General features: G+C 52.0%; 13 protein-coding genes and 5 pseudogenes. 16 read left to right on the top strand and 2 right to left on the bottom strand.

All coding sequences use genetic code 11. The features are described 5' to 3' along the window. Positions 1-100 precede the first annotated feature (100 nt). From alaS to HT085_RS00985, 3 genes and pseudogenes are all read left to right on the top strand, one after another. Complete coding sequence (gene alaS, locus HT085_RS01005) at positions 101-2,725, top strand: alanine--tRNA ligase (RefSeq protein WP_003689722.1); 2,625 nt, start codon at positions 101-103, stop codon at positions 2,723-2,725. Between the two features lie 61 nt (positions 2,726-2,786). After that, positions 2,787-3,128, top strand: coding sequence for a hypothetical protein (locus HT085_RS12115; RefSeq protein ID WP_003706751.1), 342 nt, complete (start codon positions 2,787-2,789; stop codon positions 3,126-3,128). A 398-nt stretch (positions 3,129-3,526) separates the two neighbouring features. Next, positions 3,527-4,180 (top strand): annotated as a pseudogene (locus HT085_RS00985) (IS1595 family transposase). Positions 4,181-5,156: 976 nt separating this feature from the next. On the opposite strand, the gene HT085_RS00980 reads toward HT085_RS00985, so the two are convergent. Continuing rightward, entirely contained in the window at positions 5,157-5,840 is a 684-nt protein-coding gene (locus tag HT085_RS00980) for a 2,3-diphosphoglycerate-dependent phosphoglycerate mutase (protein WP_003689726.1), read from the bottom strand. Between the two features lie 148 nt (positions 5,841-5,988). On the opposite strand from HT085_RS00980, the gene parC reads away from it, so the two are divergent. The 4 genes and pseudogenes from parC (at position 5,989) to HT085_RS00965 (ending at position 10,888) form a co-directional block, all read left to right on the top strand. Continuing rightward, positions 5,989-8,292 (top strand): DNA topoisomerase IV subunit A, encoded by a 2,304-nt coding sequence (gene parC, locus HT085_RS00975; RefSeq protein ID WP_047917667.1) that lies wholly within the window; start codon positions 5,989-5,991, stop codon positions 8,290-8,292. Positions 8,293-8,311: 19 nt separating this feature from the next. Beyond that, a pseudogene (locus tag HT085_RS00970) lies at positions 8,312-9,772 on the top strand (sigma 54-interacting transcriptional regulator); the annotation flags it as partial. 87 nt (positions 9,773-9,859) lie between these two features. After that, positions 9,860-10,036: pseudogene (locus HT085_RS12230) on the top strand (helix-turn-helix domain-containing protein); the annotation flags it as partial. Between the two features lie 99 nt (positions 10,037-10,135). Continuing rightward, positions 10,136-10,888, top strand: a complete 753-nt coding sequence (locus HT085_RS00965; RefSeq protein ID WP_003690639.1) for a class I SAM-dependent methyltransferase — start codon at positions 10,136-10,138, stop codon at positions 10,886-10,888. A 543-nt stretch (positions 10,889-11,431) separates the two neighbouring features. Here HT085_RS00965 and HT085_RS00960 read toward each other — a convergent pair. Beyond that, positions 11,432-12,394: an IS110 family RNA-guided transposase gene (locus tag HT085_RS00960; protein WP_048596855.1), complete on the bottom strand. Its 963-nt coding sequence runs from the start codon at positions 12,392-12,394 to the stop codon at positions 11,432-11,434. A 79-nt stretch (positions 12,395-12,473) separates the two neighbouring features. Here HT085_RS00960 and HT085_RS00955 point away from each other — a divergent pair. The 9 genes and pseudogenes from HT085_RS00955 to HT085_RS00910 all read left to right on the top strand — a co-directional run. Continuing rightward, positions 12,474-12,703 (top strand): annotated as a pseudogene (locus HT085_RS00955) (IS1595 family transposase); the annotation flags it as partial. A gap of 357 nt (positions 12,704-13,060) precedes the next feature. Continuing rightward, positions 13,061-13,390, top strand: a pseudogene (locus HT085_RS00945) (transposase); the annotation flags it as partial. Between the two features lie 393 nt (positions 13,391-13,783). Continuing rightward, a complete protein-coding gene (locus HT085_RS00940; protein ID WP_003690635.1) occupies positions 13,784-14,848 on the top strand; it encodes a 2,3-butanediol dehydrogenase in 1,065 nt (354 codons plus the stop codon). Positions 14,849-14,988: 140 nt separating this feature from the next. Beyond that, positions 14,989-15,312, top strand: coding sequence for a phosphoribosyl-ATP diphosphatase (locus tag HT085_RS00935; protein ID WP_003687491.1), 324 nt, complete (start codon positions 14,989-14,991; stop codon positions 15,310-15,312). A gap of 73 nt (positions 15,313-15,385) precedes the next feature. Further along, the gene (locus HT085_RS00930) at positions 15,386-15,709 is read left to right on the top strand and encodes a histidine triad nucleotide-binding protein (RefSeq protein WP_003687490.1); all 324 of its coding nucleotides are present in this window, start codon (positions 15,386-15,388) and stop codon (positions 15,707-15,709) included. 46 nt (positions 15,710-15,755) lie between these two features. Beyond that, complete coding sequence (tatA, locus tag HT085_RS00925; RefSeq protein WP_002214303.1) at positions 15,756-15,959, top strand: Sec-independent protein translocase subunit TatA; 204 nt, start codon at positions 15,756-15,758, stop codon at positions 15,957-15,959. Between the two features lie 3 nt (positions 15,960-15,962). Next, complete coding sequence (gene tatB, locus HT085_RS00920) at positions 15,963-16,649, top strand: Sec-independent protein translocase protein TatB (protein WP_003687486.1); 687 nt, start codon at positions 15,963-15,965, stop codon at positions 16,647-16,649. A 12-nt stretch (positions 16,650-16,661) separates the two neighbouring features. Further along, positions 16,662-17,432, top strand: coding sequence for a twin-arginine translocase subunit TatC (gene tatC, locus HT085_RS00915; RefSeq protein ID WP_003690632.1), 771 nt, complete (start codon positions 16,662-16,664; stop codon positions 17,430-17,432). 43 nt (positions 17,433-17,475) lie between these two features. After that, entirely contained in the window at positions 17,476-18,084 is a 609-nt protein-coding gene (locus HT085_RS00910; protein ID WP_003690630.1) for a Maf family nucleotide pyrophosphatase, read from the top strand. Positions 18,085-18,087: the final 3 nt, after the last annotated feature.

The raw sequence follows: 18,087 nt of genomic DNA, 5'->3' as shown, positions 1-18,087 counted from the left end.
GCCGCTTCCATAGCTAGAAACAGGGATTTGCGGTAATATACCGCCGTTCGTTTTCCCTGCTTTTACCATGACAAGACATTTGAGAGACATTGAAAAAATTATGAAAACCTCCGAACTGCGCCAAAAATTCCTAAAATTTTTTGAAACCAAAGGCCACACCGTCGTCCGCTCTTCCAGCCTCGTGCCGCACGACGACCCGACCCTGCTGTTTACCAACGCAGGCATGAACCAGTTTAAAGACGTATTTTTAGGTTTCGACAAACGCCCGTACAGCCGCGCCACCACCGCGCAAAAATGTGTACGCGCAGGCGGCAAGCACAACGACTTGGAAAACGTCGGCTACACCGCCCGCCACCACACCTTCTTTGAAATGATGGGCAACTTCTCCTTCGGCGATTACTTCAAACGCGACGCGATCCACTTCGCTTGGGAGTTTCTCACTTCCCCCGAATGGCTCAACATCCCCAAAGACAAACTCTTGGCGACCGTTTACGCAGAAGACGACGAAGCCTACAACATCTGGTTGAACGAAATCGGTATGCCGTCTGAACGCATCGTCCGCATCGGCGACAACAAAGGCGCGAAATACGCGTCCGACAACTTCTGGCAAATGGGCGACACCGGCCCTTGCGGCCCCTGCTCCGAAATTTTCTACGACCACGGCAAAGAAATCTGGGGCGGCATTCCCGGCAGCCCCGAAGAAGACGGCGACCGCTGGATTGAAATTTGGAACTGCGTATTCATGCAGTTCAACCGCGACGAACAAGGCAATATGAATCCACTGCCCAAGCCGTCCGTCGATACCGGTATGGGCTTGGAACGTATGGCCGCCGTGATGCAGCACGTCCACAGCAACTACGAAATCGACCTGTTCCAAGACCTGCTCAAAGCCGTTGCCCGCGAAACCGGCGCGCCGTTCAGTATGGAAGAACCCAGCCTGAAAGTTATCGCCGACCACATCCGCTCCTGCTCATTCCTGATTGCAGACGGCGTATTGCCTTCCAACGAAGGACGCGGCTACGTATTGCGCCGCATCATCCGCCGCGCCGTGCGCCACGGTTACAAACTGGGTCAAAGCAAACCGTTCTTCCACAAACTCGTTGCCGATTTGGTTCAAGAGATGGGCGGCGCGTATCCTGAATTGAAAGAAAAACAGGCGCAAATCGAAGAAGCTTTGAAAAACGAAGAAAGCCGTTTTGCCCAAACTCTGGAAACCGGTATGGCTTTGTTGGAAAACGCGCTGGCCAAAGGCGGCAAAACACTCGGCGGCGAAATTATCTTCAAACTCTACGATACCTACGGCTTCCCATACGACCTGACTGCCGACATCTGCCGCGAACGCAATATCGAACCGGACGAAGCAGGCTTCGAGCGCGAAATGGAAGCCCAACGCGCACGCGCACGCGCCGCCCAAAGCTTCAAAGCCAACGCCCAACTGCCTTACGACGGTCAAGACACCGAGTTTAAAGGTTATAGCGAACGCCAAACCGAATCCAAAGTCCTCGCCCTCTACAAAGACGGCGGGCAAGTCGTCGAATTGAACGAAGGCGACAGCGGTGCCGTCGTTATCGACTTTACCCCGTTCTATGCAGAATCCGGCGGCCAAGTCGGCGACGTCGGCTATATCTTCGCAGGCGAAAACCGCTTTGAAGTACGCGATACCCAAAAAATCAAAGCGGCCGTATTCGGACAATTCGGCGTACAAACTTCAGGCCGTCTGAAAGTCGGCGACAGCGTTACCGCCAAAGTGGATGACGAAATCCGCAATGCCAATATGCGCAACCACAGCGCGACCCACCTGATGCACAAAGCCCTGCGCGACGTATTGGGCGGACACGTCGAACAAAAAGGCTCTTTGGTTACCGCCGAATCCACCCGTTTCGACATTTCCCATCCCCAAGCGGTAACCGCCGAAGAAATCGCTGAAGTCGAACGCCGCGTCAACGAAGCCGTTTTAGCCAACGTTGCCGTCAACGCAGCCATTATGAGCATGGAAGACGCGCAAAAAACCGACGCCATGATGCTCTTCGGCGAAAAATACGGCGACGAAGTACGCGTACTGCAAATGGGCGGTTTCTCTACCGAATTGTGCGGCGGCACACACGTTTCACGCACCGGCGACATCGGCCTCTTCAAAATCATCAGCGAAGGCGGTATTGCCGCAGGCGTACGCCGTATCGAAGCCATCACCGGCCTGAACGCACTCAAATGGGCGCAAGAGCAAGAGCGTTTGGTAAAAGACATCATTGCCGAAACCAAAGCCCAAACCGAAAAAGACGTACTGGCGAAAATCCAAGCAGGCGCGGCACACGCCAAAGCATTGGAAAAAGAATTGGCACGCGCCAAAGCCGAACTCGCCGTCCACGCAGGCGCCAAACTCTTGGACGACGCAAAAGACCTGGGCGCGGCCAAACTCGTTGCCGCACAAATCGAAGCCGACGCAGCCGCCCTGCGCGAAACCGTAACCGACCTGACCGGAAAATCCGACAACGCCGTGATTCTTTTAGCGGCAGTAAACGAGGGTAAAGTCTCCCTGTGCGCCGGCGTATCCAAAGCCCTGACCGGAAAAGTCAAAGCAGGAGATCTGGTTAAATTTGCAGCCGAACAAGTCGGCGGCAAAGGCGGCGGCCGTCCCGACTTGGCGCAAGCCGGCGGTACGGATGCCGACAAATTGCCCGAAATGCTGGCAAGCGCGGAAGGTTGGCTTTGTCAGAAATTAAGTTAAATTTAAATCTTAATAAGCCATTTGAGTCTTGTTCAAATGGCTTATATTTTGGATTGTTAGAATGAATACTAAAACAGAGTTACAAAAACTTTTAGAAGAGGATATATCAACTTTAAAAGAAACACTAATTCGTGTAGATGCTCTTCCTCCAAGATATGTACGTAGCATTGCAACTCCTATTGTCCGTCGATGGTTAATTGACAAACAATTAAATATTCTCGCAAAAGAAATAGGTTTAACTATAGAATTGCCCATCCTTGATACAAGTTTGGTATTTGAAAAATTGTCAACCTTAGAGAATAAAGTTAATTTTTATAGTAGATTAACAAAAATCAGGACAAGGCGGCGAGCCGCAGACAGTACAAATAGTACGGCAAGGCGAGGCAACGCCGTACCGGTTTAAATTTAATCCACTCTATATGGCTGGTGGAGTTTATTTAGGCGGAAAAATTATTAGCCCTATATATCATTCATCACAAGAATTTTCTGGTGAACCAATAATCTATGCTGAAACAAATATAATTTTATGTCCTGCTGAAAAATTTTTAACTTTAAAACGAGTTTTCCATAATGGAAATATTTTTAATATGAATCAGATAATTACTTTTTTATCCAATAAACAAGGGGGAGTACGTTTTGATAAAAATTACGATAAATATAAAACTTGGCAAGTTGCTATAGAAAAAGCAGCAAATTTTTTAAAACTCGGTAATCCATATAATGAAGATAAATTATCTCTTAGTGAAGAACATGACACTATTCGGGTCTGTACCAGATTAGCAGATATGTTACCCTCGAAATATGAAGATAACACACTGCAAATTAAAGAAAGAAGTACAAAAAGAACCGCTCCGTTCTTTTGTACCGGAAGTTACCGCCCGTTCTGCCGCCGATATTTTGGGTATCCATCCCGATTCGGCGGCACTGTTTTACCGTAAAATCCGCACGGTTGCCAACCATCGTTTGGCCTTGGCTGCCGATGAGGTTTTCGAGGGCCCCGCCGGGCCGGGCGGAAGCTGTTTCGGCGGACGGCGTAAAGGCAGACGCGGTCGCGGCGCGGCAGGAAAAGCGGTTGTCTTCGGCATTCCGAAACGCAACGGGCGGGCCTATACCGTTGCCGCGGACGATGCCGAGCCTGAAACGTTGCCCCCTGCCGTCAAAAAGAAAATCATGCCGGACGGTATTGTTTATGCCGATAGCCCGGGCAGCCGCGGCAAGTCGGACGCGAGCGGTTTTACCCGTTGCCGCATCAACCGTTCCAAGGAATTTGCAGACCGTCGGAACCACATTAACGGCATTGGGAACTTTTGGAATCAGGCAAAACGCGCCTTGCGGAAATACAACGGAATCGATCGTAAACCTTTCCCGCCGTTCTTGAGGGAATGAGAATTTCGACTTAACTTCGGCACACCGTCCCGGCAGCTAAAAATCCTGCGGGATCGGTGTGGAATTTAGGGATAATCTAGTACAGCCCCTACTATTTTAGTAGTTTTACCATTAGAAAAAGGATATGAATGGAATTGCCTTGAGGTAGAAGTACTATCCGCTGCTCAATCTCTAGCAAATATCTATTGCAACAAGGTTCGCCTCATAGATGGTCATGTTTGGGAGGAATAAATGAAAAAGCGTAGTTGGTAATTTTTAGTTGCGCAGGGTGGGCTTCAGCCCACCGTTTTTTCTTCATTTTGGGTTGTTGATTGGTGGGCTAAAGCCCACCCTACGATTACTAAAATCCCGTCATTCCCGCGTAGAGCGCATCATATAAGGCGGGAATCCAGACCTTTCGGTGCGAAAACTTATCGGATAAAACGGTTTCCCCTGCATCCTGGATTCCCACTTTCGTGGGAATGACGGGATATAGGTTTCCCTACGGACGTGTTCAGATTCCTGCCTTCGCGGGAATAACGGCGGAGCAGTTTCTGCTTTTCCAATAAATGACCGTAACTTAAAATCCCGTCATCCCCGCGAAAGCAAAAATCCTGCCTGTCGGATTTCGGTTTTTTCGGGAAACTGATGAATCGTCATTCCCGCGCAGGCGGGAATCCAGAACGCGGGACGGCGGCAATATTCAAAGGTTGTCTGAAAATTCAGAGGTTCCAGATTCCCGCCTTCGCGGGAATGACAGCGGAGCAGTTTCTGCTTTTCCGATAAATGACCGCAACCTAAAACCCATCCTTCACACGAAAACAGAAAAACAAAAACCTAAAATCCCGTCATTCCCGCGATAACAGTTGCGTAATTGCGTAGGGTGGGCTTCAGCCCACCGTTTCTTCATTTTTGCTTGTCAATTAGTGGACTGAAGCCCACCCTGCGGTTACTGTTTCTTCTTTTTCGATTATTAATTGGCAGGCTGAAGCCCTCCCTACGTTTACCGTCAAAAATGCCGTCTGAAATGCTCAAGCCCTCAGACGGCATTTTTTATTTCGCACCCTTACAGGTAAAATTTCTCGATGACTTTCAGGTTGTCGTCTAATTTGTACACCAGCGGCTGGCCGGTCGGGATTTCCAAGCCCATGATGTCTTCGTCGGAAATGCCCTCGATGTGTTTTGCCAGCGCGCGCAGGGAGTTGCCGTGCGCCGCTACCAAGACGCGTTTGCCGCTCAAAATCGCGGGGGCGATTTGGTCTTCCCAAAACGGTAATACGCGCTCCAGCGTTACTTTCAGGTTTTCGCCGTCGGGTACGACATCGGCAGGCAGATGGGCATAGCGACGGTCTTTGTGTGCGGAAAACGCGTCGTCTTTGTCCAAAAGCGGCGGCAGGGTGTCGTAGCTGCGCCGCCAGATGCGGACTTGCTCGTCGCCGTATTTTTCGGCGGTTTGTTTTTTGTCCAAACCTTGCAGTCGGCCGTAGTGGCGTTCGTTCAGCCTCCATGTTTTGATTTGCGGTACGAACAGTTGGTCGGATTCTTCCAAAACGATGTTGCAGGTCTTAATCGCGCGGGTCAGGACGGATGTGAAGGCGATGTCGAACTCATAGCCGTTTTCTTTCAGTTTTTTACCGGCGGCGGCGGCCTCGGCAAGCCCCTGCTCGCTCAGCTTCACGTCGCGCCAGCCTGTAAACAGGTTTTTCGCGTTCCATTCGCTTTGTCCGTGGCGGATAAATACCAATTCCATATCGTCTCCAATGTGTGAAAGTGGGAAAGCTTTATTTATAACATATTTTCACATTTCCCGTATTTGATTCAGATTCAGGCACGGCGCCCACTATGGTTTGCCATTTTGATTTACAATAATGTCCTTTGCTTTACATTCCGCATACACAATGAATACGCAACCGCACGCTTCCCATACCGATTCCAACACGCTGATGCTCGGCCGATACGCCGAACGCGCCTATCTCGAATACGCCATGAGCGTGGTCAAAGGCCGCGCGCTGCCTGAAGTTTCAGACGGCCAAAAGCCCGTGCAGCGGCGCATTTTGTTTGCCATGCGCGATATGGGTTTGACGGCGGGGGCGAAGCCGGTGAAATCGGCGCGCGTGGTCGGCGAGATTTTGGGTAAATACCATCCGCACGGCGACAGTTCCGCCTATGAGGCGATGGTGCGCATGGCTCAGGATTTTACCTTGCGCTATCCCTTAATCGACGGCATCGGCAACTTCGGTTCGCGCGACGGCGACGGGGCGGCGGCGATGCGTTACACCGAAGCGCGGCTGACGCCGATTGCGGAATTGCTATTGTCCGAAATCAATCAGGGGACGGTGGATTTTATGCCGAACTACGACGGCGCGTTTGACGAGCCGCTGCACCTTCCCGCCCGCTTGCCTATGGTGTTGCTCAACGGCGCGTCGGGCATCGCGGTGGGTATGGCGACCGAGATTCCGTCGCACAATTTGAACGAAGTCACGCAGGCGGCGATTGCACTGTTGAAGAAACCGACGCTGGAAACCGCCGACCTGATGCAATATATTCCTGCTCCCGATTTTGCCGGCGGCGGTCAAATCATCACGCCGGCGGACGAATTGCGCCGTATTTACGAAACCGGCAAGGGCAGCGTGCGCGTGCGTGCGCGTTATGAAATCGAGAAATTGGCGCGCGGACAGTGGCGCGTCATCGTAACCGAACTGCCGCCGAACGCCAATTCCGCCAAAATCCTTGCCGAAATCGAAGAGCAAACCAACCCGAAACCGAAAGCGGGCAAGAAGCAGCTCAACCAAGACCGGCTTAATACCAAAAAGCTGATGCTGGATTTAATCGACCGCGTGCGCGACGAGTCCGACGGCGAACATCCCGTGCGCCTTGTATTTGAACCGAAATCCAGCCGCATCGATACCGATACCTTCATCAACACGCTGATGGCGCAAACTTCGCTGGAAGGCAATGTGTCCATGAACTTGGTGATGATGGGTTTGGACAACCGCCCCGCGCAGAAAAACCTGAAAACGATTTTGCAGGAATGGCTGGATTTCCGCATCGTTACCGTAACACGCCGTCTGAAATTCCGTTTAAACCAAGTGGAAAAACGGCTGCACATCCTCGAAGGCCGTCTGAAAGTCTTTCTGCACATCGACGAAGTGATTAAAGTCATCCGCGAATCGGACGACCCGAAAGCCGATTTGATGGCGGCATTCGGGCTGACCGAAATCCAGGCCGAAGACATTTTGGAAATCCGCCTGCGTCAGCTGGCGCGTTTGGAAGGTTTCAAACTCGAAAAAGAATTGAACGAATTGCGCGAAGAACAAGGCCGTCTGAACATCCTTTTGGGCGACGAAAACGAAAAACGCAAGCTGATTATCAAAGAGATGCAGGCGGACATGAAGCAGTTCGGCGACGCGCGCCGCACGCTGGTGGAAGAGGCCGGACGCGCCGTGCTGACACAAACCGCCGCCGACGAACCCATCACGCTGATTTTGTCGGAAAAAGGCTGGATACGCAGCCGTGCCGGACATAATCTCGATTTGAGCCAAACCGCGTTCAAAGAAGGCGACCGCCTCAAACAAACCCTTGAAGGCCGCACTGTTTTACCCGTCGTCATCCTCGATTCATCGGGCAGAACCTACTCGATCGATGCCGCCGAAATCCCCGGCGGACGCGGCGACGGCGTACCGGTTTCCTCCTTAATCGAGTTGCAAAACGGCGCGAAACCCGTCGCGATGTTGACAGGATTGCCGGAACAACATTATTTATTATCAAGCAGCGGCGGCTACGGCTTTATCGCCAAGCTGGGCGATATGGTCGGACGCGTGAAAGCGGGCAAAGTGGTGATGACCGCAGACAGCGGCGAAACCGTCCTGCCGCCGGTTGCCGTCTATGCCTCCTCGTTCATCAACCCCGACTGCAAAATCATTGCAGCCACCAGTCAAAACCGCGCCCTCGCCTTCCCCATCGGCGAATTGAAAATTATGGCGAAAGGCAAAGGACTGCAAATCATCGGATTAAACGCCGGCGAATCGATGACGCATACCGCCGTTTCTTCCGAGCCGGAAATCCTGATTGAAAGCGAAGGCAGGCGCGGCGCGGCGCACAAAGACCGCCTCCCCGTCGCCCTGATTGAGGCAAAACGCGGCAAAAAAGGCAGACTGTTGCCCATATCGGGCAGCCTGAAACAGCTTTCTTCCCCCAAATAAACCCGGTTCCGCACATATTATGGTGATTTCCAACCCCCGCGAACTTGAAAAACTCAAAGACCGGATTCCCAATCTGATCAACATCATCCGCGTCGCCATCGTTTTCCCGCTGATGATTATGCACATCCTCGGGCTGGAAACCGGCAGCCGTGCGAACCTGCACGCCTCATGGACGGCGTGGGCGTTTTACTTGTGGCTTGCCATTGCCTGCTGGCTGATTTTCTTTTCCACCCTCAACCCGCAATGGCAATGGCAATGGCAGGCTTTGAGAATACCGAGTTTCAGCGCCGTGGCCGACATCACGATGATCGGCGTGCTGACCTACCTGTTCGGCGGCATCGATTCGGGGTTCGGCATCCTGATCCTGCCCTTCGTGGGCAGCTCCTGCCTACTCAGTTACGGGCGTTATCCCCTGCTCTATGCCAGCTATGCATCCATCCTGCTGATATTCAACGCCCTTGCAGACAGCAATATCAATATGTATCCGCTGATTCTGGATGCAAAAACCGTCACCAATACCTTCGTCGTCGTAGCCGGCTCCTATTTCGTCGCTATGATTGCCTCGCTGTCGGTCAGATACATCGACCGTGCCGGCAAACTTGCCCATGAAAACCACGTCGCCTACCGCCGTATCAGGGGCTTGAACCAAATCGTGCTCAACCGCGTTCAGGAAGCGGTCGTCGTCATCAACGTCGAGCATCAGACCATACTGTTCAATAAAAAGGCAAAAGATCTGCTCCCCATGCTTGAAATCGGACAGCATACCTCCCTGTTCGACCCTGTCGCCATCTTATGGGATAAAACATCCTCACGCACCTTCGAACACTATATCGACACGCCCGAACTGACCGCCCGCATCCGCGCCGTGCCGATGAACAAAAAGCAGAACAAGCTGCTCATCCTCTATATCCGCCCGCAAAGCGAAATTCAGGCGGAAGCCCTGTCCGTCAAACTTGCCGCGCTCGGACAACTGACCGCCAACCTTGCCCACGAAATCCGCAACCCGATGTCCGCCATCCGCCACGCCGACGGCGGCACTTTATTTTTGGACGAAGTGGCCGACCTGCCCCTTTCCATGCAGGTCAAACTCTTGCGCGCGATTCAAGAAAAAGCCGTGCGCCGTATCGGCGACGCGACCGAGCAGCCCGTCGATGTCCGCATCGTCTGCGCCACCCACAAAAACCTCGAAGCCCTTGTCGAAAGCGGCGCATTCCGCCAAGACCTGTATTACCGTCTCAATGTCGTCAGCCTCAATATGCCGTCCCTGCGTGAAATGCGCGAAAATTTGAAGCTGCCCACCCCCTACCTCCTGTACAAACACAGCCACAACAACCGGCCCTACACACTCTCCCCCGCCGCGCAACAGATGCTCCTGAATTACAGTTATCCGGGCAATTTCCGCGAACTCGAAAACATCCTCGAACGCGCCGTCGCCCTGTGCGTCGGATATACAGTGCAAATCGACGACCTGCAAATCCAAGATGTGCACCACAAACCCGTCCGGACGGAAACCGCCGTCCCCGTTGCCGATACCTTGCCGTCTGAAACAGCCGCCGCACCGTCCCGCCTTCTCCCGTTCGACCCCGATACCATGCAGATACAGGACTATCTCGACAAAATCGAACGCGACATCATCGGACAAGTCCTCAAACAAACCGAAGGCAACCGCACGCAAGCCGCCAAACGCTTGGGCATCAGCTTCCGCTCTATGCGCTACCGTATGGAACGCCTCAACATAGACTGACAAACGGCATCCGCACCATCTCCGCCCACCCGAAAAAATGCCGTCTGAAACGGCACGGGGAAGCGGGTTCGCCCCACGACCGAACGGACACAATACACCATGACCGACATCCTCATTGACGATACCGCCACCGAAGCCGTCCGCACCCTGATACGGGCATTCCCCCTCGTGCCCGTTTCCCAACCGCCCGAACAAGGCAGTTACCTCCTTGCTGAACACGATACCGTCAGCCTCAGGCTTGTCGGGGAAAAAAGCAACGTCATCGTCGATTTTACCTCCGGCGCGGCACAATACCGGCGCACAAAAGGCGGAGGAGAACTCATCGCCAAAGCCGTCAACCACACCGCGCACCCCACCGTATGGGATGCAACCGCAGGATTGGGGCGCGACAGCTTCGTCCTCGCCTCGCTCGGACTGACCGTTACCGCCTTCGAGCAACATCCCGCCGTCGCCTGCCTGCTTTCAGACGGCATCCGCCGCGCCCTCCTCAATCCCGAAACGCAAGACACCGCCGCGCGCATCAACCTCCATTTCGGCAATGCCGCCGAACAAATGCCTGCCCTTGTTAAAACACAAGGCAAACCCGACATCGTTTATCTCGACCCGATGTATCCCGAACGCCGCAAAAGTGCCGCCGTCAAAAAAGAAATGGCTTATTTCCACCGGCTTGTCGGCGAAGCGCAAGATGAGGTCATCCTCCTTCATACCGCACGCCAAACGGCAAAAAAACGCGTCGTCGTCAAACGCCCGCGCCTCGGCGAACACCTTGCCGGACAAGCCCCCGCCTACCAATACACCGGCAAAAGCACCCGCTTCGACGTTTACCTGCCCTACGGAGCGGACAAGGGATAACGCCCATAAAACAAGACACCGAAAAATTTGCCGTTCTTATGCAAACGAGAAACCGGTTTTTGCGTTTCGACTGTTTTGGATAAGTCATCACACCTTAAAGTTTGTCATTCCCACGGAAGTGGGAATCCGATTCGTTCAGTTTTAGTTGTTTTCAAGTTTCAGGCAACTTCCAAACCGTCATTCCCGCGAAAGTGGGAATCCGGAAATGAAAGGCAACAGGAATTTATCGTAAATGACTGAAACCGAACGGACTAGATTCCCGCCTGCGCGGGAATGACGGGGCGGGAGGATGCCGTCTGAAATTCCGTCATTCCCGTGAAAACGGGAATCTAGAACTTCTGATTTTTCAGACGACTTTTGAAGATTGCCGCTACCCAATGATCTGGATTCCCGCTTTTGCGGGAATGACAAGATACTACTTTAATTGACAACAGCATCTTTACAATTCATTTTCAACCCATTGAATTTCAATATTTGAAAATTCACCGGATTTCAGACGCGGCAAAGCAGGCATTTAAAAAATGCCTTTTTTCCTTTCGGGATTTACGCCGATTTGTAACGCGATGGATCGTAATCTCCGCCTTTCTTATGTACGTGATACGCAATAACGGCGAGTTTACGCATCAATGCTGCGATGATGACTTTTTTAGGCTTCTTCTTTTCTTCCAGCCTTTTGATGAAGTCGGGAAATGCCCTTATCCGGTATGCGACCATGGCCGGCATAAACAAGACGGCGCGTAATTTCCTGTTGCCAAACTTGGTCAGTTTGCCTTTTCCCCTTACGCTTGTCCCGGATTCTTTTTGTTGCGGGCTTAAGCCTGCGAACGCTGCAAATTTGTTTGATGTTTCAAATTTCGAAGATGTTAGATGATGAAACAATACGGCTGCGGTCATTCTGCCTATTGCCGGTATGGTTTCAAGACGCTTCACGCCTTCCTTGCAGTTAGGCTTCTCCGTCTGCTCTTTTATCTTCTCCTTTAAAACTTCAAGCTGTTCATTCATGGCTTTGATGATTTGCGCATATGCTTTGGCCGCTTCTTCATCTTTTGCCGCGTGATGACGGTTTTTCATTGCCGCGCATTCGCTTTTGATTTGCGCGTATGCTGCGGTCATCCGTAAAAGCCTGTATTGCTCGTCCGTAGGCTTCTGCCTCTTTACAAGCTCGCTTTCCTGCGCCGACCGGCAATACTGCGCTATCAGTTTTGCATCCTGTTTGCCTGTTTTGGTTCGCTTGAACCTGCTTTCTGCATACTTGCTTATTTTCAGCGGGTTCACTACGTAAACGCTGTAATACTGCGCGAAGTAGTCGGCAACTTCTTCATAATAGTTTCCCGTTGCCTCCATGCAGATATGCAGATTCTGACATCCCAAGCTTTTCAACCGGTCCGAAAACTGATCTAAACCTTTTGAATCGTTGTCAAACTTTGCCGAATATTCGGCATTGCCGACAATGGCCGTTGCGTCAAAAGTCAACTTGGATATGTCCAATCCTACGGTGTTACGCATGGGATTACCCTTATATATTGCGTCCCTAAGAAGGGGCGATTAACAAAAATTAATGCCCTTTCTTAGGGACGCAATATATAAGGTTTATACCGTCGTTGTCCCTAATGCGCAATCAGCGACATTGTTGCCAATTATCCGAAAGAAAGTTAAGCCTGATGGCATTGTATACACGGATACCTTTCGTAGTTATGATGTGCTTGATGTTAGTGAATTTAGCCATTTACGTAAGTTTAACGGCATTCCCAAAGAGCATTTGGGGCTATATTTAAAGAAATGCCAATGGCATTTGAAATAGAATCTCAAATTTAGATTTTAAGACAATTAGTTAATGGGAATTTGGTCTGGTTATCTAGTACAACCCCAAAAGTTTTTATATAAAAACAGTTTGGTAAGTTCTCTTCGTGAAGTGCTTATGTTTTGCCACAAAAGTTCCATAATCATGGCGGCATCACCCAAGCTCCATCCTTCCAAGAAAATGGCATCTTTGTTGTGGTTGAAAATCGACTCCATACGATTTTGGACAAGCATAGGGATAGATGTTCTGAAAAACGGCAGCGCGGGCATTCTCCAACCACCTTCCCAAATCTTATAATACAAACCCGAAGACCTTTGCAAAATTCCCCTAAAATCCCCTAAATTCCCACCAAGGCATTTAGGGGATTTCCCATGAACACCTTCTTCCGGCAAACCGCCCAAGCCATGACTGCCAAACACATCGGCCGCTTCCCGCTATCGGAGTTGGACCAGGTGATTGATTGGCAGCCGATCGAACAATACCTGATCCGTCAAAAAACCCGTTACCTCCGAGACCGCCGCGGCCGTCCCGCCCATCCCCTGTCGTCCATGTTCAAAGCCGTCCTGCCCGGACAATGGCACAGCCTCTCCGATCCCGAACTCGAACACAGCCTCATCACCCGCATCGGTTTCAACCTGTTTTGCCGTTTTGACGAACCGGGCATCCCCGGTTGCAGCACCTTATGCCGCTACCGTAAATTCCGCTATGCGCGGGCAGCCTATTTCGGGCTGCTCAAAGTGGGTGCGCAAAGCCACCTGAAGGCGATGTGTTTGAACCTGTTGAAAGCCGCCAACAGGCTAAGTGCGCCCGCTGCCGCCTAAAAGGCGGCCCGGATGCCTGATTATCGGGTATCCGGGGGGGATTAAGGGGATATTCGGGTAAAATTAGGAGGTATTTGGGGCGAAAACAGCCGAAAACCTGTGTTTGGGTTTCGGATGTCGGGAGGGAAGGGAATTTTGCAAAGGTCTCAGTTTGTAGTAAAATATCTAAACAGATTCAATCGGAAACGGTCAGGCTTCTTCACGCCATTCCCATTTCAACCGCCGCCTGCTAGATTCAGACGGCATTCCTACTTGAAAACAAGGAGCGTTACAATGAAAGCAGCACGTTTTTACAACAAAGGCGACATCCGCATCGAAGACATCCCCGAACCGACCGTCGCCCCCGGCACCGTCGGCATCAATGTCGCCTGGTGCGGCATCTGCGGTACCGACCTGCACGAATTTATGGAAGGCCCGATTTTCATCCCGCCCTGCGGTCATCCGCATCCGATTTCCGGCGAGTCCGCGCCCGTAACGATGGGACACGAGTTCTCCGGCGTGGTTTATGCCGTCGGCGAAGGCGTGGACGACATTAAAGTCGGCCAACACGTCGTGGTCGAACCCTACATCATCCGCGACGACGTACCGACCGGCGAAGGCAGCAACTACCACCTCTCCAAAGACATGAACTTTATCGGCTTGGGCGGCTGCGGCGGCGGCCTGTCCGAAAAAATCGCCGTCAAACGCCGTTGGGTGCATCCGATTTCCGACAAAATCCCGTTGGATCAAGCTGCTTTGATTGAACCTCTGTCTGTCGGACACCACGCCTATGTACGCAGCGGCGCGAAAGCAGGCGATGTCGCATTGGTCGGCGGCGCAGGCCCGATCGGTTTGCTGTTGGCCGCCGTGTTGAAAGCCAAAGGCATCAAAGTCATCATTACCGAGTTGAGTAAAGCACGCAAAGACAAAGCCCGCGAATCCGGCGTTGCCGACTACATCCTCGACCCGTCCGAAGTCGATGTTGTTGAAGAAGTGAAAAAACTGACCAACGGCGAAGGCGTGGACGTGGCGTTCGAATGTACCAGCGTGAACAAAGTGTTGGATACTTTGGTCGAAGCCTGCAAACCCGGCGCCAACTTGGTTATCGTATCCATCTGGAGCCACCCCGCCACCGTCAACGTCCACAGCGTCGTGATGAAAGAACTGGATGTGCGCGGCACGATTGCCTACTGCAACGACCACGCGGAAACCATCAAACTGGTCGAAGAAGGCAAAATCAACCTCGAACCCTTCATCACCCAGCGCATCAAGCTGGACAAACTGGTTTCCGAAGGCTTCGAGCGTCTGATCCACAACAACGAATCCGCCGTTAAAATTATTGTGAATCCAAACCTGTAAGCAAATTACATTTGCAACAGCACAAATGCCGTCTGAAACGCTCAGACGGCATTTTCCAACGAAACGCAACAGGCGTATTGCCCGAGAGCAGCCGTTTAGCCTATCATTCCGAACAAACAGAAACAAACAGAAGGAAAATCATGGGAGATTCCGTACTATCCGCCATCCAACAAACCATTATACAGCGCAAATCTGCCGACCCGTCCGAATCTTACGTCGCACAGCTCCTGCACAAGGGCGAGGACAAAATCCTAAAAAAAGTGATTGAAGAAGCGGGCGAAGTGTTGATGGCATCCAAAGACAAAGACCCGTCCCACCTGGTTTACGAAGTTGCCGACTTATGGTTCCACACCATGATTCTTCTGACACACCACGACCTGAAGGCGGAAGACGTATTGGACGAACTTTCCCGCCGTCAGGGGCTGTCGGGGCTGGCCGAAAAAGCCGCCCGTACAGAATCCTGAATTTATATTACAATCTCATCCCTTCCACGTTTAATCCGTCTGCGTGCTTTTTTCAGACGGCAACGGAGCCGTTATGGACAACTGTATTTTCTGCAAAATCGCCGCCAAAGAGATTCCGGCGCAAACCGTCTATGAAGACGGCGAAATGGTTTGTTTCAAAGACATCAACCCCGCCGCTCCGCTTCATCTGCTGCTGATTCCCAAAGTCCATTTTGATTCGTTGGCACACGCCGCGCCCGAACATCAGCCCCTTTTGGGAAAAATGATGCTGAAAGTTCCCGAAATCGCCAAAGCTTCGGGACTGACCGACGGTTTCAAAACCCTTATCAATACCGGCAAAGGCGGCGGACAAGAGGTCTTCCACCTGCATATACACATCATGGGCACACCCGTATAAACCGTTATTTCACAATCAACCCCTAATACTTACTTAAGGATACATCATGGGCAGTTTTTCTCTGACGCACTGGATTATCGTACTGATTATCGTCGTTTTGATATTCGGCACCAAAAAATTGCGCAACGTCGGCAAAGACCTCGGCGGTGCGGTTCATGACTTCAAACAGGGGCTGAACGAAGGCACAGACGGCAAAGAAGCCCAAAAAGACGATGTAATCGAACACAAAAAAGACGAAGACAAAGCATAACTTATGTTTGATTTCGGTTTGGGCGAGCTGATTTTTGTCGGCATTATCGCCCTGATTGTCCTTGGTCCAGAACGCCTGCCCGAAGCCGCCCGCACTGCCGGACGGCTTATCGGCAGGCTGCAACGCTTTGTAGGAAGCGTCAAACAAGAACTTGACACTCAAATCGAACTGGAAGAGCTGAGGAAGGTCAAGCAGGCATTCGAAGCTGCCGCCGCTCAGGTTCGAGACAGCCTCAAAGAAACCGATACGGATATGCAGAACAGTCTGCACGACATTTCCGACGGTCTGAAGCCTTGGGAAAAACTGCCCGAACAGCGCACGCCTGCCGATTTCGGTGTCGATGAAAACGGCAATCCCCTTCCCGATACGGCAAACACCGTATCAGACGGCATTTCCGACGTTATGCCGTCTGAACGTTCCGATACTTCCGCCGAAACCCTTGGGGACGACAGGCAAACCGGCAGTACAGCCGAACCTGCGGAAACCGACAAAGACCGCGCATGGCGGGAATACCTGACTGCTTCTGCCGCCGCACCTGTCGTACAGGCCGTCGAAGTCAGCTATATCGATACTGCTGTTGAAACGCCTGTTCCGCACACCACTTCCCTGCGCAAACAGGCAATAAACCGCAAACGCGATTTTCGTCCGAAACACCGCGCCAAACCGAAATTGCGCGTCCGTAAATCATAAAGGGGGCATCCGGTGTCCGAAACACAAAACGAACAAACCGTCCAACCGCTTGTCGAACACCTCATCGAGCTACGCCGCCGCCTGATGTGGATGGTTGTCGGCATTCTCGTCTGCTTTTTCGGCATGATGCCGTTTGCCCAGCAGCTCTATACTTTTATCGCCGACCCGCTGATGGCAAACCTGCCCAAAGACACCAGTATGATTGCGACCGATGTCATCGCACCGTTTTTCGTTCCGGTCAAAGTTACCCTGATGGCGGCGTTTTTGGTTTCACTGCCGCATACGCTCTACCAAATCTGGGCATTCGTCGCCCCCGCACTCTACCAAAACGAAAAACGCCTGATTACGCCGCTCGTCCTCTCCAGCGTCAGCCTGTTTTTCATCGGCATGGCATTTGCCTATTTCCTGGTTTTCCCCGTCATTTTCAAATTCCTTGCCGGCGTAACCCCCGTCGGGGTCAATATGGCGACCGACATAGACAAATACCTGTCCTTTATCTTAGGTATGTTCGTTGCGTTCGGCACGGCATTTGAAGTGCCCATCGTCGTCATCCTGTTAACCAAAATCGGCGCAGTCACGACCGAGCAGCTCAAACACGCCCGGCCTTATGTCATTGTCGGCGCGTTTGTCGTTGCCGCAGTCATCACGCCGCCCGACATTATTTCTCAGACCCTACTTGCCATTCCGCTGATCCTCTTATACGAGGCGGGCATTTGGTTCGGACGCTTCTTCACTCCACGTTCAGAACAGGATGGCGACATACAGCCGCCTGCAAAAACCTGACACTATGCCGTCTGAAGCCCCGCCGCACATTAAGGAGCACACCGTGAACACCCTTTACTTAGGTTCGGGCAGCCCGCGCCGGATGGAAATCCTGACACAGTTGGGCTATCGGGTCGTCAAGCTGCCCGCCGGCATCGACGAAACCGTTAAAGCCGGCGAAACGCCCGCCCCTTACGTCCAAAGGATGGCGGAAGAAAAAAATCAGGCGGCTTTGACCCTCTTTTGCGAAACCAACGGCGCAATGCCCGATTTCCCCCTGATTACCGCCGACACCTGCGTCTTTTCAGACGGCATCATATTGGGCAAACCTCGCTCCCAAGCCGAAGCAATCGAATTTTTAAACCGATTGTCCGGCAAACAACATACCGTCCTGACTGCTGTCTGCATTCATTATCGCGGCAAAACGTCAAGCCGCGTCCAAACCAACCGCGTCGTTTTCAAGCCCCTGAGTTCGGAAGAAATTTCCGCCTATGTGCAAAGCGGCGAACCGATGGAGAAAGCCGGTGCCTACGCCGTGCAAGGCATAGGCGGTATCTTTATCCAATCTATCGAAGGCAGCTTCAGCGGCATTATGGGGCTGCCCGTTTATGAAACCGTTTCCATGTTGCAGGATTTGGGATACCGCCCCCCCTTATCCGCCCTTAAACCGTAAAGT

Source organism: Neisseria gonorrhoeae (assembly GCF_013030075.1).
Classification (GTDB): Bacteria; Pseudomonadota; Gammaproteobacteria; order Burkholderiales; family Neisseriaceae; genus Neisseria; species Neisseria gonorrhoeae.
The sequence above is the reverse complement of the archived record's forward strand: the minus strand, read 5'-3'. Positions and strand labels throughout refer to the sequence as shown.